Consider the following 15083-nt stretch of genomic DNA (forward strand, 5'->3'; position numbering starts at 1 on the left):
TCGTGCCCGTCTCAAAAGACCATGCCCGACACTGCGTGTCGTGCCCGTCTCAAAAGACCATGCCCGACACTGCGTGTCGTGCCCGTCTCAAAAGACCATGCCCGACACTGCGTGTCGTGCCCGTCTCCGGTGTTCCGTGCGGCTCCGCCGTACTCACACCTTCGAGAAAGACATTGTTAATATTTCGATGATATTGATATACCATGCTCCTTGCTTTTGCCGGAATTCGGAATTATGGTAAAGTATATCGCGGGAAACAGAAAAAATCCAGTATTTCTGACACGAAAAAATGAAGATCGAAGTTATCTCCTATCAATCCGAATGGCCGCGTTTTTTCGAGGAACTGCGCCGTGCGGCGGTCGAAGCGCTGGCCGGAATCGACGTCGCGGTCGAGCATGTCGGCAGCACGTCGGTGCCGGGACTGGCCGCCAAGCCGGTGATTGACATCGACATCATCCTGCCGCAGTGGGAACGTTTCGGCGAAGTCGTCCGGCGGCTCGGAACGCTCGGCTTCGCGCATCGCGGCGACCTCGGGATTCCGGGCCGCGAGGCGTTCACGCGTTCGCCGCGCTTTGCGTTCGCGCACAATCTGTATGTCTGCCGTCCGGGGACTCCGGCACTTGAAAATCACCTGAAGCTGCGCAATTATCTGCGGAGCCGTCCGGATGAGGCTGCGCGTTACGCGGCGCTGAAGTTCAAGCTCGCCGAACGTTTTCCGGACGATATCGACGCATATTGCCGGGGAAAGACCGACCTGATCGGCGAATTCCTGCTCGCTGCCGGAATCGACTCCGATTCGGTGGCGAAGATCCGCGCGGACAATCTACGTGATGAGTAAGAACCTGGGGGCGTTCCTGTCCGTCAACAGTAAGGAGGGTGAGCTGACCATGAAAATGTTGGTATGCGTTGCGGCTTCTGTTCTGGCTTTCATCGCGTCATTTGCCGAAATTCCGCAAATTTCGATGAGTCCGGCAAAACTGGAATTCAGGCTGGTCCATAAAGAGAACGCGAAGCGGGTCGCCGGATACGAAGCATTTCTCGCTGCGGGCAACCGGCCGGAGGCGTATGCGGATGTGCCGGAAGAAGCGGAATTTTTGACTTCCGGTTCGCACCGGTATCTGGTGGAAAAACAGGTGTTGCTGGATGAATCCGCGATTGCCTCAGCTTATGCAGCACCCATGCAGTTTTGCAGCATGGCAGATATTCCCTTTAAACGGTCTTATGTGCTCTCCCTGACGATGACGGAAACTGGGAGCGAGCGGTTTGCCGAACTGACGAAAGAGAATGTCGGGCGGCAGCTCGCCATTGTGGTGGACGGCCGATTGCTCTCCGCTCCGATGATCAACGATCAGATCGACGGGCCGCAAATGACCGTTACGGGAGAGTTCAGCCGGGAGGAGGCGGAAATTCTCGCCTGCCGGATCAACCTGGGGAAAAGACCGAAATGAATTTTTCGGTCAGCCGTTTCCGGAGGACTCCGATTCCGGGGAACGCAGCGGGGTCGCTGAGGGCATCCTGAATGATGTTCGCGCCGAAATCATGCAGCAGGAGCCCCCGGACGCATTGCCCGGCAAGCTCTTCGGCGGATTGTTGATCGAAAAATGCTTCAAGAAGCGGCGGCTCGAATGCAAACAGGTCGCAGACGATCGGCGGCAGTTCGTATTCCGGCGGCGCGGCGACGGCGTCTGCGAAGTCGATGAGGAAAAGCTTCCGCTCCGGCGTCATCAGCACGTTGTCGGCGGTCAGGTCGCCGTGAACGAACCGACGGGGAAGGGCGGGGAGATTCGCAAGATAGTCCGCATGTTCGCGTCGGAACGGTTCCGGAAAGAGGCGCCAGCGCTCGTTGGCGCGGGCGGCGCTCAGTACCTCCGGTTTTCCCTCCGGCGGCGGCAGGGCGTGGAGCCGATCGACGAACGAGCGGATTTCGCGCGCCGCATTCCGTTTTTCCCGGATGCCGAGCGAGTCGCGGATATCTCCGAACGGAACGCCCTCGATCCGGCGCAGGATGAGGTAGCGGAAGAGCCGGCGGTCTTCAATGGCTCCCGCCGCAACGACTTCGGGAACCGGGATGCCGTTTTGCGCGGCATTGTGAAGTCCGGACAGCTCGGTTTCGAAGTCGGTCCGGAAATCCACTCCCGCTTCGGCCGGAGCGTAGATTTTGACGATATATGCACCGGAACGGAACACGGCATTGGTTCCGGGGCGGCAGGGCTCCAGCGCAGTGAACGGCAGATGTTCGCGCTCAAACAGACAGCGGGCAAGCGGCGTGAAGCATTCGGGCGAACAGAACACCCGGCTCCACGACGCCCAGCCGTCAAGTGCATATGGAAAAAGTTCGTGCATGAGGGAAACATAGCCCGTCAGGCGCCGAAAGGCAAATGAAAATGAAACATTACAGATGGAAACGGTTCTGCTGCCGGCTCTTCCTGCGCCGCTCGCCCCGCAACGCGGCGGTGTTCGGCTTCGGCTGGCTGCTGCTGGCCGAAACTCTGCCTGCCGGTATTTTTTTCTTTGCCGCTCTTCCGCTGCTCGGTTCGATTCCGTGGGAATGGCTTCTCGTGAACGGCGCGGCAGTCGGTTTGACTGTCTGGGGATATGGCGCCGCAGTGTTCGGGTACGCCTGTTCCGGCATGGCGCGGCGCTGTTTCCGCAAAGTCGGCTGGTATCGGGAAGGGGCTGGTGTCATGGGAATATTCTACCGCCTCGGCATGCTTGTCGCGGCGCCGTGCCTGTTCCGGCAGGAACGGCGTGCCGCCGCGCTCTTTTGTGCGGTTGGCGGTGTTTTGCTCTCTTTCTTCTACTTCGCTTTGCTCGGAATGCTGCCGGTAAATTCCTGTCCGGTCTGGTATGCGACGCTGGCCGGAAGCCTTCTGTTTACCGGTTCGCTGATCTGTTTCCGGGACGGACGCCGTTTTCGCCCGACTGCCCTGCTGCCGCTGCTGATCTTCTTTTTGTATGTCGGGGGACTTCATTTTCAGGAGGTCCGTCTCGACCGGGAGATCCGGGAGGCCTGGGCGGAGATTTCGTCTCTGGCTGGTTATCCGGCCGATGTGGAGAGCTTCCGGCGGCGCGAAGCGGAGGGAATTCCGCTCTCCGATCCCGTGCTTGACGGTCTGATCCGGACCAGCCCGCAGCAGGAGCTGGCGCGATTGCATCAGGCCGCGCCGGAAGCGCGTACCGGGGAACTGGAACGTTTCCGCCGAGCCCATCCGGATTACCTCCGGGCCCTTGCTGCATTTCTGGAGCTGGAACCGCAGCGGGTGCGGCATGTTCGGGAGGGCGATCTGCTCGCGTCGGTCCGCATTCCGGAATTGAATGCGTTTCGGGATGCGGCGCGATATCTCTGCGTGGAAATGGCCGCCGCCGGGACGGAACGGGAAAAGGTCCTGAAATGTAATGACGATTTGCGGCGTATCCGCGCCTGGTGTCGGAAGGATGCCTTTCTGCTTGCGAAACTGGTCGGCATGGCAGTCGAGTCGATGCGTCTCGAAGCCTTGTGTTTTCCGCTGGCGGCCGGAACGCTGACCGATGATGATTTGATCCGTCTGCCCGGACAGGGCGAAGAGTGGAGTTCCGCGCTCGCCGAGGCAGTGGCGGATGAAGCAACCGGTTTTCTTGACTGCTGCACGTATGTCCGGAGCGCAGCCGAACCGGGTCAGGTTTCAAAACAATTCAGGTTTCCGCTGTTATTGCGGCGCTGTTTTCCGTTGGAGTATTCGATCTGGGTCAGGCGGGATTTTCTGTTCGGCCTGAAATTCCTCGGTCGTCAGCTCAATCTCTATCGGAGCATGCCGTCATTCACGACCGGCAACGGGCGTTATCAGATGGCCTGTTTCGACGACGCGGAGGCGTTGCGCAACAAGTATCTGCTCTCCGGCATGCTGCTTCCCGGCCTCGACGGGATACATCGGAAACAGGCCTGGATCGAAAATCATAAGCTTCTGACCGATACGGCATTCGCGATCGAACGCTTCCGCCGGAAGTACGGCACGCTGCCGGAGACGCTTGAAACGCTCGTCCCGGAGTTTCTCGAGTCGCCGCCGCTCAGCCGCATGGATGCTCTTCCGGTCCGCTATGAGCGGGACGAATCCTCCTATACCCTGACTGCATTCGGCCCGCCGGGGAAGAACGCAGAAACGTTCAGCGTCCGGCTCTCCGTTTCGGTGGGAGACGGGATAAATTGAAAGCCGCTGTTTCGGTACTGCTGTCCGAAGTGGTGCGGGAGTTGTTTACGGGGAAAGAACTACGAAAAAACTCCCGAATTTCTCCTGAAAGGATTGATTTTTCTCCGAATCGGACTATTGTATATACCACACAACAAGCCTGGGTAGCTCAGTGGATAGAGCGAGGGTTTCCTAAACCCTGCGTCGGAGGTTCGATTCCTCTCCCGGGTACCAATTTTACCTCAGAATATAAAATTTTGTGCCGTTTTGTGCCGTCCTTTCCTTTCAATCCTCGAAATCAGTGTTATTTTAGCTCACAAGGATAGTTATGAGGAAAGAGGGCAATGGCGAGGAAAGTCATGAAGCAGGACGTCGGCACCATCTACCAGAAACCGAACGGGACATATCATTATCGTTATCAGATCAACGGTGAACGCAAGTCGATCAGCCTGAAAACCAAGAATCAGGAAGAAGCGATGCGGAAAGTCAAAGAGCTGCTTCCGGTTCTGAAAGCGACCAGCATGGAAGTCGTTTCGGCACATGTTGCTCACGCGCGCAATCTGATTAAGCCGGCAAACGTATTGTTGCTTACTGAAGCGTGGAATGTTTACGCAAAACACCCGAATCGTGCCACTCCTGCAACTGTTAACGAACGTCTCGCCTATGAAGCTGACTGGAGAGATTTCCTGAAGTCTCTTCCGAAAGGCTGCCAATATCTTCACGAAGTGACGCCGGAACTCGCCGATGCCTATGCGCAAAAGCTCCGGGAACGTCAACTGGCCGTTGATACGCACAACCGCAAGATCAAACGGTTGCGGAAAATCTTTTCTACGCTTGTTGAGTATTGTCCCGACGGTTCCCCGTTCCAATCGCCCGTCCTGTGGCGTAAAGACCGCGAAGAGCAGGAACACAATACACGCCGTCTTGCCTTTACTCGCGAGCAGGAACAGGCATTGCTGGACGTACTGGCCGATTCTACGCACAAAGTGAAGAACAAGCCGGAAATCCGGGTCATCTATCATCTGGGGATGTTTACTGGCCAGCGGCTGAAAGATTGCGTTCTGCTGCAATGGCATAAGGTTGATCTTGAACGGCGGCGCATCTGGGTCAAGCAATTCAAGACCGGAAAAGAAGTCACGATTCCAATCGCCGATCAGCTATTGACGGTGCTTCGGGAAGCGTGGGCATGGAAGTGTGATGAATATATCTGTCCGAACTGTGCGGCTCGCTATAAACAGAAAGACGCCAGCGGCAAAGATGTCGGCTGCAATAAAGTCGGCTTGGACATTCTCCGGGTGATCCGCTGGATCGGGTTGGAGCCATCTGTGGAGGTACCGGGCCGCAAGAAGAAGGCTACGGTCTACGGCTTTCATTCCCTGCGCCACAGCTTTGCCAGTCATTGTGCCGAAGCGGGTGTGCCGAAAGCCGTATTGCTTTCAATCCTCGGCACCGATTCCGATATTGCAGATAAATACTACGTTCATATCGGCGAGGAGGCTCAAATGGAAGCGATTGCGGCGGTGGCTTCCATCACGGCCAAATCCGACCGCCAGCGGATCGAAGAAGCATTGAAGTTGCTCGATACTCCCGATGTTCCTGCCGAGGAAATTTTGAACCGTGTCCGGCACGTTCTGAAAGCATAAATACTTATTTATAATAGTTTATTGATTAAGACTGAGCCTCCAGAAAATGAAACTGGGGGCTTTCTTTTTGAGGCGTTTCACCCCTGAAATGAGTCTGCAAGTGGAGAATTTGAAACGATGATTTTGAGATTCTGAGCGTAAAGTCCCAGTTTCAAATTTGAAAGTTTCATTTGACCATATGCCGATTCGTTGAATAAGACAATCATGGTTTAAATAATTAAGTTTTATATCATTTTACTTAAATGTCACGTTCTGATATAAGTTGTCATCCATCTGTTGCTCTCGATGTGGAATTTGAAATTTGAAATGTTAAACCGTCGAGAAATATTTTACTTCGGGTAAGCTATCAGTGCAGTATTACCCCCCAATACAGATATTTCAAGAATATGGAAAAGGCAAAGTTTCAATACGGTATTGCTGTGTTTGGACTGCAATAAATATCATCGATCCGAGCCGCAAGACAGGAGTGCAGGGAGAGCTGATTGGAGGCGAAACCGGCATGAATTTCATTGGATATGCTTGGCAGAATTGCTGACTATTTGGGTTCACCTCAAAATCGGGTAGACAACAATTTAAAGGTCCGGCGGGAAGTTCTCTCCCCGCCGGACCTTCATAATTATTCTTCCATATCGTCGTGGGATAAAATGTATCGTGTTAAATCAGTGTTGCGATATCTGACGCTGGTGCCGACCATCTTCCGCTTGAATGGGAAATAGCCTTCCCGCTCAAGCCGTTTAAAGTTGGCGAGACTGATACCGAGCATGGTTGCGGCTTCGGTCTGGTCAACCAATTTAGGAATTACCGTCGGCAACGGAGTTCCTTTGTCAGCCAGATGTTTGAGCTGAGCGATGATTTCCCGGTATTCCGGAATCGTAATCAGATTGGATTCAGTCAGTGGATGAAGTAATTTTCCGATGAAGCGGACGGTCTGATAGCGGATGGGATTCTGATCCATGTATGCGCCCCTCCTTTTGAGCGCATACGATTGCGGTCTGCGAATATTTTTTACCTTTGGCCCAGCATTATCTTATACGATTCCCTAACTGTAAAACTCCCTCAATTCTGCATTACCGACAGTCGCCTTATGAAAAGCCGTGGAAATGCGAGCTGCAGGCAGCCATCTCCAGTTCGGTTATTAGAAGTAGCGAAGCGAAAGCAAAGTAACATCCAACGTAGAAATAGCAAAGCGAAAGCAAAGTAACATCCAACGTAGAAATAACAAAACAACATCCAACTCGGAAATAGCAGTATTTGATTTCCACACTCAGATGATACCCAGAATAAATAAAATCCATATTCCCGGAAGTTGATTTCTGATGATTGTTCGAATCCATCATGAGAACAATTACTGAACAGAAATCAACCATAACATATTCAACAGGAATTTAATCAAAGGAAGAAACCATGCCGAAAAGACACCATCATACGGAAAGCCGGTTAAACAATTTATCCGTGAATGCCGATCCGGAGCATCCCGTTTATCGTGAAGCAACCACCGAGATTCAAAAACGATTGCGATATATGACCGAGAAACACAGCCAGGTATTTGTGGGGCATTTGGAGTTCCGTTTCCCGCCTGAAATGGAAACCCAAAATGACAATCGGCATATTTCCAATGCGATACGCAAATGCCGGATGAAGTTGAAGCGAGAGGGGATCGACGCCCAGCTTGTCTGGGCGCGGGAACAACGTAATTCCGATCAACCGCATTATCACTGCTATCCGATCTGTGATGGCAATAAAGTACAGCATGTTCAGCGGGTGGCCGGATTCTTCAATGAGATCTGGTCCCGTGAGATTGACGCATCCCCTGAATCCAATTATGTACGGTATTGCCCTCCGCAGGAACGGGCGGACAACAATACCGGCATACGGATTCGCCGTCATGGTTCGGATGCGGAGGAGCAACTGCATAATGCCTCTCACTGGATGAGTTATGCCGCGAAAGTGAATGAAAAAGAGAAGACACCGGAGGGATGTCGGATGTTCGGATTTACGCAGATACCGAAGGCATGATTGAAACGGCTGTAAAAAAATACAGCACGCTTCCTATGATATGAGAGTCCGGCGGAGTCCGGATGATGATGATAAAATTTAGATTACCGGCTCGTGTGCGGTAAAACGCACCGGCCGGACATCCCCAAAGTTCGTTTTATTTTTGGAACAACAATATTATGACAGGCATCCTCCTGTCGTTTTATTCACAATACTCCCAACGAGGTAAAATCATGACCAATGCAGAATTGAACACATTTCTCGACCTGGAATGGAACTGTGCCGCTTTTACGCCGGAAGAAGCATCCGTTTCAGCGCCCTTATCCCCGACCCAATGGGCGCGCATTATCTCACGACATCCGGAACTTCAGGAGTTTTGTCCGTTTGCGGAGTTCACTCCTGCCGACTGGGTTGTCGTCCTTGAAAAACAACTTCCTTTTGCATGGCGCTGTTCCTGCTGGAAAGATTTCACTCCTCCCCAATGGCAACGCCTGTTACGGCACCAGCCGACTTTGCTCCATTATTGCGAAATACCAGATCACCCCGCTATACGGAGCGGATTACTGGCGAGTGACAGTTATTTCAGCGCAGATATTGATACGCACGACTTCACAGTTGGCGACTGGTTCTGGGTCGTCAAGCATAATCCGCGGCTTTGGACTCACTGCCCCTGTCAGGAGCAGTTCACGAAACCGATGTGGTGGAGCCTCCTGTACAGCTCCGCCGACCTGCTGCCGGATTGCCCGTGCCTTGACAAATTCAGTGACGAAGACTGGCGTCGTCTTAATATCGTTCCGAAATTAAAGGACCGGATACGCACTCGTGAACAATTCCGGAAATTGATCGACCTGACCAGGTATCCGTTCCGCAATTCCAGATTCGATGAATGATCCATCTGATAACATTCTGCAAAATGAAGCGATTTTCTTCCCGCCATAGCAAGGGAATGAGATCGCTTCGACTGGCTTTTAAAGGAGTTCCTGCTCTACGGTGCATCTATTGCAAAACATAGGCCCATAGGCCAGGTACGAGCATTTGCGAACCGATACAGAGTTATCAGTTTCCTGATTTACGACTTGAAAATGGAACACGTTGTGTTATATTTATGATAAATAATAACACAAGAGGTGCATGATGGCAATATCAACATTCAGCGTTCGCATGGAAAGCGATGTGAAGAATGAACTGGACAAAATTTGCGCCCAGCTCGGCTTGAATACTTCCGTTGCAATCAATATTTTTGCAAGAACGGTCATTCGCGAGAAACGGATTCCATTTGAAATCTCGCTTGCCACCGGCAAAACAGCCGGGGCGAACGCGTTTCAAGCTCTACGCAAACAAGCGAAAGCCAATGGTGTTCAGGGAATGTCTCTATCTGAAATCAACTCTGAAATAGACCGTGCCAGAGGCAAAAATGAAATGTTATGCAGTGATTGATACCAATGTTCTGGTTTCGGCATTGCTGGCAAAACATGAAAATTCAGCAACCGTCAAAGTTGTGAATCACCTGTTTGATGGAACGGTTATTCCGGTGTTCAGTGAACTCATTCTCGCTGAATATGGAGATGTGTTGCGCAGAAAAAAATTTGGATTTACTCCGGAACTTGTAGATACATTTTTAACAGAACTGCGTAACTGCGGAAAACTGCTTCAGGTCACAGAAACCGGCGTTATACTTCCAGACGAAAAAGATGTGCCGTTTTATGAAGTTGTATTAGAATCCGGTACGGATAATACTTATCTTGTAACAGGCAATATCAAACATTTCCCGCCGGAAATGTTTATTGTTACTCCGGCACGTTTTATTGAAATTGTGGAAATGCTTGCGGAAATCTGATATTCCGGTATGAATCGAAAAAAGAGACACGCATCGTTACTGCGTATCTCTGAGTTTTCAGCCATCTACGCCTTGAATCGCAGATGACATTTCGGACAGCGGTACAGACCGATTACATTTTCATCGATCAATTTGCCCGCCTGAGCGCCGATCAGTCCCCCGGAAGTGATTCCCCAGAGGAGATTCAACACGGCTCCGGCAGCCGCACCGATGGCAGTGCCGGCAACTCCCAACGCACTTCCCGCACGGGCGCCGCGAACCATGCCGACGATTACCGTTGCACCTCCTGCTGTAATCCCGGTTGCGGTTCCAACCGTGCAGGCCCGATGAAGCGGGTTTGCAATCGAAGCACAATTGGGACAAAAGACTTTTGCCATAATCACGATTCCTTCTTTCAAGTGATAAAACCGGCGACCGAAGCCGCCGGGGTGCATGATACTCCGGAAATCGCACCATTTTTTCCGGAGGGCGTACCAGGGCAGAGCGCCGTGGACTATCTTTTCCAGAGTTCCGCCGGTTTGCCGTCCAGTCCGAACAGTCGGGTCAGACTGCGGTAGCACTGGTCGGCGCGGGCGGGACTGTACTTCTTGGCGGTTTCGGTGAAGGCGTTCAACAGGCTCCACCGGGTCGGTTCGGCAAACTCCTCATGCCGGGGATGTTTGAATTCCTTCCAGACGGTCAGAATATCGCACGATGGAATCGCCTGATGTTCCGCCGCCACCACCAGCGAAGCACGAACTTCATCATCATTGAGTTCATCGATTTTCAACTCCTCTGCTACATTTTCCAAGGTTAAAAACTCCAGTTCCAGAGCGTTCACGGCTTCCAGAACCAGACCGTTCAGTTCGATCCGGGAGGTATGCCGACGCTTCAGAACCGTACTTCCTCCGAAGCACAAGTTACTACACACGTGGACACTGATCCCCGCTGATAGACCAACCGCAATCGTGCGGTCATGACTGTTACGGATACCGATGCAACGTGACCACTCCGAGCTTGAAGTCCGGTTGATCCGGATCACGCCGAACATCCGCTGACCGTCACGGGCCAGGCCGTACTGTTCGTCGAGAATCTGCCAGTTGTGCGCTCTGACCACGTCGGTAACAGCGTCGATTACTTCGACATGCGGCACCGGCTTCCAGCTCGCGGTAGCCGCGGGTGTCGAAACCAGTGCAATTTCGTCGCGTCCGACAAACTTGCCTTCACTCATCATCAGTCCCATGATTTCACCTCCATCTTTTTAAATGCCACTGCCCGCAACGATCCCGATACGGACACTCGCTACAGGCGAACGATGTTTCATTGGGCAGGAACACGCCTTTGTTGATCGCGTACTGCGCCCGGTTCGCCAACACCTCGAAACGCCGGAAGTCGTGGAATCCGCGACTGGTATAGTGCGATTCACAACCCGGATTCTTGGTCTTGGTGATGACATCGAACCGAAAGAGCGGAGCCGTGCCGTTCTGTTTCTCATAGGCATACGAAAAGACCGTCGCCTGAAGATCGCGGTCGGCTTTCCCGGCAGGCCAGCGGCTCGCGGAGGTTTTCCAGTCCACGATACAGGCATCCCGCCCGTCCTGAACGATAAGGTCAAACTCACCGATCAGGGGCTTGTCCAAACCGGGAACGTCGATCCTGAACGCCTGCGCAATGCCCTTGATCGTGTAGTAATCCGACCAGTTCGCCAGTGCCGCATCCAGCATCTTCGTTGCGAGATCGATCACCGTGTCGAAGTTCTCGCCCTCCTTGTAGATCAGGTTCGGCGTCGCTTCGGCTTCGATTTTGAACGCCTCTTCAAACCGGTCAACAATTTCATCGCGGGTCAGCGAACCGCCCATCATGCACTCCCACGCCTGAGCGGTCAAGGCCGCATGAAACGCCTTGCCGAACGGAAAGCAGACCGAAGTCCGTTCGACCTCGGCCTGATCCACGTAGCGGTACATGAATTGCGCCTGACAGATGTTGAGGTACGTATTCAGTGCCGAATACGACCAGTGCGGTTCCTGCCGCAGTTCGTCTATCGTCGCCATTACGCCGCCCTCCATTCGTCGATCTGATCCGAACACTGCTGCCGGGTCAGATGCTGGATGTCCGGCACCTGAAAACGGGCCGCGATCTGCTGCGGAGTGATACCACGCTGCCGGGCGAGGTCGAGCAGATACGAAAGTTGTTTCGGGCTTGCCGGAGCCTCATTCTGACGTGCTCCTGACCTGCTGCGTTGAGAACCGTTTCGCGGCGCTCCGGCAGCCGGACGACCGCCGTAATTCGCGGAAGTTTTTCCGTGCAATTCCGCTTCGACAGAATTACGTACCAGATCGAACGTTTCGTGAATACGAGCCTGAAGAGCCTCGCCGGACAACCCGTCCGGCAGTTCCACTTCGACTGAAGCATGATAGCTCTGGCTGGAATATTCCTCTCCGGCCGGAACCTTCTTCGAATACGACGCATTGAGTTTCAACATAGTTTCACCTCCATAAATAAGAAGGGACGGAAGCGGTCAGGCCTCCGTCCCTTCGGTTGTGTGTTTCTTCTGTCGGATATGGTCAGATCGCCATCTTGATCCGTTCGATGGCGCGTTTGGCGAGGATGAAATCCCGCTCCTTCTGCTTCTGTCTGAGCACTGCCTCCTTGACCTTGCGGGTCAGGACGCCGGTTTCATCGAGCAGCAGTTTGAGCCTGCCGCGCAGTTCGTCGATGCCGTGATTCAGCTCCTCCATCGGATCAACCGTTTCGGGAATAGGTTCCGGGTTACGAACGACCGTCTGCACAGGGGCGGACACGACTCTCATTTCATTGTTTTCCATTTTGGGTTCCTCCATTTGAGTTTGAATGGGTTTGGGTTCTTGAGTTTTCGGTTGATATAACGGTATCGTGATATAGCGTCCAGTTCCTCCGGTTGCAAGGATCGGGAAATGTCCGTCACCTGCCTCAATCTTCGTATGCCCCTCCGACAACAGCCGAAGAAGCACGTGCTTATTGAGTTTGATCGAAACATCGTTCCAGTTGCCGATGAACTCCGCCGCTATGCTGGTGTGCATTTCGCCAGCGAGAATGTTCAGATACCCCGGATCATCGCTCTGATACAACTCCACAGGATTATGTGGAGGCTGATCGGGCACGTTCTTGAGGAAGATTTCAAGCTGCTGACCGCGCTCCGGCAGGAACGATACCGAACGGATTAACGCCTTCTGTGAGGGGATGACCTGTTTCCAGTTCGGATAGTTCCCCTCCAAACCTTCCGCATGCCAGACCCAGTGTTCCGTTTCGATGCGGCACATCTTCCCGGTTCTGTCCGTCCACGTGCAGAGCATACCGGATTCCGTTGTTTTAGTCTGCATCAGAGCCAGCGGAAGCGGTATCGTGAAGTCATCCACATTCAGCGGAACGTAGATATTCAGCAGCTCCTTGCCGTTGGTCGCAGTGATCCCCTCCCGACAGAGATTGATCCCCTGCAAGACCTTGCGCGGATTGTTCCGGTCCACAAGCGGAGATGCCGCAGCAAACAAAGCGACAAAGTCCTTCGGCAACTCGCTGACAGAGCAGTGTTCACCCTCACCGGGAACCCGCCACTCCACACCGGACATCGGAAACAGAGTTCTTTCCCCAACTCGCAGAGTTCCTTCGTTGTCTTCGATCTCCAGCACCTTGTTCCGGTATCCGCGAACTGCATCCCGGAACTCATCGAATCCCACAATACAGCGGAACTCGACTTCACCAGCACACACCGTCCGGAACGTCATCTGTTCAGACGGAGAACGGGTGCTGAAACAGACTTTGCCATCCCTGCATTCGATCAGCAGAGATTTATGCTCCGAAACCGGAGACATCCGACTGATCAGTTTCCCGAGCGCGATCAACGCTCTTTCCAATTCATTTTTGTTCACTTCAATCTTCATACACAACCTCCGTGATGTTGAAAATAACAAGCCCCTCCGATCCCGAAAGACCGGAAGGGCCGTTGATAAGGTTCAGACTGATCTCTTCAGCCTGCTGTCACGTGGTTATATATACGTGAAATTGGAATGAAATACACTGACTAACATTATTGAACGTTTTTTCAGAGATGTCCATATGGACGTTGTCAAGCATGGCAGCTTCACTCATTTGAGCGAGCTCAATGATGCTCTTCAAGCTTATATGGAAGAAAGAAACTCTTCACCGAAACGCTACGTATGGAGAGCTGATGGACATAAGATTCTTGAAAAAATCAATCGCGCAAGGCAGGTCTTAAAGGAAAGACAGCAACATATATTATTTAGGAGACGCTACACTAGCTCTATTTTTTCCAAAGCTCCACCGCCAATATCCCCCTCTCCATGGGGCTCACTGGGCATACACATATTGTTGCCGATAAATTTCCGGAGAAACGCCCATGCGAATCTTAAATCTGCGGCTGAAATGGTAGGGATCAGAATAACCAAAGCGCTTCGCAACTTCTCGAATAGACAAATTCGAGGAGATTAAGAGTTCGCAACAACCTCGCAATTTGCTTTCTTCGATATACGCTTTAGGGAGCATACCGGTATACTCAAGAAACCGTTTCCGAAGACTTTCAGTGGAAATTGAAGCCTGTTCCGCAAGTTCCTCGACCGTCCACCAATGCTGTAAATCGTTTTGGATCAAATTAATCAGATCTTCTACTTTATTTTTGTACAAACTCTCACGTTTTTTAAGATGAAGTTCGGTCAATAGATTTTGTAACATGAGATTAGCGCGAATTTGTACGTCACGAGCGGGATTATTGGCTTGCCTTATAATAGGTAATAGGACACGAGTCGTCCCCAACATAAAAGCTCCCGATGTGATGATTCCGGCGGCTGTCATCATGTCTGCCAAGGGACCACAAAAACGAATGGAATCTTCAATATATGGCAGTTCGAGACCGCCATACTTGTTGCTTGTTCCTGGAGTTATTATGACCAATTCACCTATGCGTAAATTCTGCTCCCCGGACTCTTGAAGCCAAAGCCGTCCACTACCCCCGATCAAGTGTGAGATAGAATAAAATTCAAACTGACGAATCGGACACTTCCAGTAATAACCGCTGTCGAATTCTCGGTATTGCTCTGATGCATTAATAATCCATAAGCCATATTTGCAACAGAAATCCGGCATCTTGCCGACTAGACGATGCTGTGTGCCGTTTTGAAAAACCTTGATTGGTTTTTTGTCATCATTTGTTTGTTTTTTATCCATTTGCAAATTCCTTGCTTTGCAGTATAATTATAGTTATAATATAAAATTTATCCAATTTTTTTCAAAAAAATGATTAGAAAAAAGTATATGCCCCCTTCAAGATTGTCTTGAGGTATAAGAGTTACCTAAATCCGTGAAATAACAGGTAAAATTAAAGTTAAAACAGAGGCAAACCTCTTGGGTTGCAGTATATTACATGAGAATACAACATAACGAATGGACTCAACCCGATAGGAGAAACGATGGCAA

At 51.9% G+C, this 15083-nt stretch carries 16 protein-coding genes and 1 tRNA gene; 9 read left to right on the forward strand and 8 right to left on the reverse strand.

The annotated features are described in order from the left end of the window. The first annotated feature begins 289 nt into the window (after positions 1 to 289). Positions 290 to 838 carry a GrpB family protein gene (locus FYJ85_RS22225; RefSeq protein ID WP_154420883.1) on the forward strand — a complete coding sequence of 183 codons (549 nt, stop codon included), beginning with the start codon at positions 290 to 292 and terminating at the stop codon, positions 836 to 838. 49 nt (positions 839 to 887) lie between these two features. Continuing rightward, a complete protein-coding gene (locus FYJ85_RS22230) occupies positions 888 to 1448 on the forward strand; it encodes a SecDF P1 head subdomain-containing protein (RefSeq protein ID WP_154420884.1) in 561 nt (186 codons plus the stop codon). On the opposite strand, the gene FYJ85_RS22235 is transcribed toward FYJ85_RS22230, so the two are convergent. Then, the gene (locus tag FYJ85_RS22235) at positions 1423 to 2343 is read right to left on the reverse strand and encodes an aminoglycoside phosphotransferase family protein (protein WP_154420885.1); all 921 of its coding nucleotides are present in this window, start codon (positions 2341 to 2343) and stop codon (positions 1423 to 1425) included. The two genes, FYJ85_RS22230 and FYJ85_RS22235, sit on opposite strands and share 26 nt — an antisense overlap. 41 nt (positions 2344 to 2384) lie before the next feature. Here FYJ85_RS22235 and FYJ85_RS22240 point away from each other — a divergent pair, with 41 nt between their 5' ends. The 3 genes from FYJ85_RS22240 (at position 2385) to FYJ85_RS22250 (ending at position 5806) form a co-directional block, all read left to right on the forward strand. Beyond that, positions 2385 to 4184: a hypothetical protein gene (locus FYJ85_RS22240; RefSeq protein WP_154420886.1), complete on the forward strand. Its 1800-nt coding sequence runs from the start codon at positions 2385 to 2387 to the stop codon at positions 4182 to 4184. A 137-nt stretch (positions 4185 to 4321) separates the two neighbouring features. After that, a tRNA-Arg gene (locus FYJ85_RS22245) sits at positions 4322 to 4397 on the forward strand. Positions 4398 to 4507: 110 nt separating this feature from the next. Then, on the forward strand, positions 4508 to 5806 hold the full coding sequence (locus FYJ85_RS22250; protein WP_154420887.1) for a tyrosine-type recombinase/integrase: 1299 nt from the start codon (positions 4508 to 4510) through the stop codon (positions 5804 to 5806). 616 nt (positions 5807 to 6422) lie between these two features. On the opposite strand, the gene FYJ85_RS22255 is transcribed toward FYJ85_RS22250, so the two are convergent. Next, positions 6423 to 6761, reverse strand: coding sequence for a helix-turn-helix transcriptional regulator (locus tag FYJ85_RS22255; RefSeq protein WP_154420888.1), 339 nt, complete (start codon positions 6759 to 6761; stop codon positions 6423 to 6425). 449 nt (positions 6762 to 7210) lie between these two features. Between FYJ85_RS22255 and FYJ85_RS22260 the strand changes: the two genes are divergently transcribed. The 4 genes from FYJ85_RS22260 to FYJ85_RS22275 all read left to right on the forward strand — a co-directional run bounded on the left by FYJ85_RS22260 (position 7211) and on the right by FYJ85_RS22275 (position 9638). Then, a complete protein-coding gene (locus tag FYJ85_RS22260) occupies positions 7211 to 7822 on the forward strand; it encodes a YagK/YfjJ domain-containing protein (RefSeq protein ID WP_154420889.1) in 612 nt (203 codons plus the stop codon). A gap of 212 nt (positions 7823 to 8034) precedes the next feature. Beyond that, positions 8035 to 8691, forward strand: coding sequence for a hypothetical protein (locus FYJ85_RS22265; RefSeq protein WP_154420890.1), 657 nt, complete (start codon positions 8035 to 8037; stop codon positions 8689 to 8691). Positions 8692 to 8935: 244 nt separating this feature from the next. Further along, the gene (locus FYJ85_RS22270; RefSeq protein ID WP_154420898.1) at positions 8936 to 9238 is read left to right on the forward strand and encodes a type II toxin-antitoxin system RelB/DinJ family antitoxin; all 303 of its coding nucleotides are present in this window, start codon (positions 8936 to 8938) and stop codon (positions 9236 to 9238) included. Continuing rightward, positions 9216 to 9638, forward strand: coding sequence for a putative toxin-antitoxin system toxin component, PIN family (locus FYJ85_RS22275; protein WP_154420891.1), 423 nt, complete (start codon positions 9216 to 9218; stop codon positions 9636 to 9638). Before FYJ85_RS22270 ends, FYJ85_RS22275 begins: the two co-directional genes overlap by 23 nt. 65 nt (positions 9639 to 9703) lie before the next feature. Here FYJ85_RS22275 and FYJ85_RS22280 read toward each other — a convergent pair whose 3' ends face one another. The 6 genes from FYJ85_RS22280 to FYJ85_RS22305 all read right to left on the reverse strand — a co-directional run bounded on the left by FYJ85_RS22280 (position 9704) and on the right by FYJ85_RS22305 (position 14834). Then, complete coding sequence (locus tag FYJ85_RS22280; RefSeq protein WP_154420892.1) at positions 9704 to 10015, reverse strand: hypothetical protein; 312 nt, start codon at positions 10013 to 10015, stop codon at positions 9704 to 9706. Between the two features lie 116 nt (positions 10016 to 10131). Continuing rightward, positions 10132 to 10848, reverse strand: coding sequence for a DUF932 domain-containing protein (locus FYJ85_RS22285; protein ID WP_206213407.1), 717 nt, complete (start codon positions 10846 to 10848; stop codon positions 10132 to 10134). 16 nt (positions 10849 to 10864) lie between these two features. After that, positions 10865 to 11668, reverse strand: a complete 804-nt coding sequence (locus tag FYJ85_RS22290) for a PD-(D/E)XK nuclease family protein (RefSeq protein ID WP_206213408.1) — start codon at positions 11666 to 11668, stop codon at positions 10865 to 10867. Continuing rightward, complete coding sequence (locus tag FYJ85_RS22295) at positions 11668 to 12099, reverse strand: hypothetical protein (protein ID WP_154420895.1); 432 nt, start codon at positions 12097 to 12099, stop codon at positions 11668 to 11670. The genes FYJ85_RS22290 and FYJ85_RS22295 overlap by 1 nt, the downstream gene beginning before the upstream one ends. Before the next feature lie 82 nt (positions 12100 to 12181). Beyond that, positions 12182 to 13564, reverse strand: a complete 1383-nt coding sequence (locus tag FYJ85_RS22300; protein WP_154420896.1) for a beta clamp domain-containing protein — start codon at positions 13562 to 13564, stop codon at positions 12182 to 12184. A 397-nt stretch (positions 13565 to 13961) separates the two neighbouring features. Further along, positions 13962 to 14834 (reverse strand): helix-turn-helix domain-containing protein, encoded by an 873-nt coding sequence (locus tag FYJ85_RS22305; protein WP_154420897.1) that lies wholly within the window; start codon positions 14832 to 14834, stop codon positions 13962 to 13964. Positions 14835 to 15083: the final 249 nt, after the last annotated feature.

The organism is Victivallis lenta (genome assembly GCF_009695545.1).
Classification (GTDB): domain Bacteria; phylum Verrucomicrobiota; class Lentisphaeria; order Victivallales; family Victivallaceae; genus Victivallis; species Victivallis lenta.

Bases quoted from the DNA above. Each gene is read 5' to 3' on its own strand.
- FYJ85_RS22225 (WP_154420883.1), top strand. From the start codon at position 290: ATGAAGATCGAAGTTATCTCCTATCAATCCGAATGGCCGCGTTTTTTC.
- FYJ85_RS22280 (WP_154420892.1), bottom strand. From the start codon at position 10,015: ATGGCAAAAGTCTTTTGTCCCAATTGTGCTTCGATTGCAAACCCGCTT.
- FYJ85_RS22295 (WP_154420895.1), bottom strand. From the start codon at position 12,099: ATGTTGAAACTCAATGCGTCGTATTCGAAGAAGGTTCCGGCCGGAGAG.
- FYJ85_RS22305 (WP_154420897.1), bottom strand. From the start codon at position 14,834: ATGGATAAAAAACAAACAAATGATGACAAAAAACCAATCAAGGTTTTT.
- FYJ85_RS22255 (WP_154420888.1), bottom strand. From the start codon at position 6,761: ATGGATCAGAATCCCATCCGCTATCAGACCGTCCGCTTCATCGGAAAA.
- FYJ85_RS22265 (WP_154420890.1), top strand. From the start codon at position 8,035: ATGACCAATGCAGAATTGAACACATTTCTCGACCTGGAATGGAACTGT.
- FYJ85_RS22275 (WP_154420891.1), top strand. From the start codon at position 9,216: ATGAAATGTTATGCAGTGATTGATACCAATGTTCTGGTTTCGGCATTG.
- FYJ85_RS22260 (WP_154420889.1), top strand. From the start codon at position 7,211: ATGCCGAAAAGACACCATCATACGGAAAGCCGGTTAAACAATTTATCC.
- FYJ85_RS22270 (WP_154420898.1), top strand. From the start codon at position 8,936: ATGGCAATATCAACATTCAGCGTTCGCATGGAAAGCGATGTGAAGAAT.
- FYJ85_RS22230 (WP_154420884.1), top strand. From the start codon at position 888: ATGAAAATGTTGGTATGCGTTGCGGCTTCTGTTCTGGCTTTCATCGCG.
- FYJ85_RS22235 (WP_154420885.1), bottom strand. From the start codon at position 2,343: ATGCACGAACTTTTTCCATATGCACTTGACGGCTGGGCGTCGTGGAGC.
- FYJ85_RS22240 (WP_154420886.1), top strand. From the start codon at position 2,385: ATGAAACATTACAGATGGAAACGGTTCTGCTGCCGGCTCTTCCTGCGC.
- FYJ85_RS22250 (WP_154420887.1), top strand. From the start codon at position 4,508: ATGGCGAGGAAAGTCATGAAGCAGGACGTCGGCACCATCTACCAGAAA.
- FYJ85_RS22285 (WP_206213407.1), bottom strand. From the start codon at position 10,848: ATGAGTGAAGGCAAGTTTGTCGGACGCGACGAAATTGCACTGGTTTCG.
- FYJ85_RS22290 (WP_206213408.1), bottom strand. From the start codon at position 11,668: ATGGCGACGATAGACGAACTGCGGCAGGAACCGCACTGGTCGTATTCG.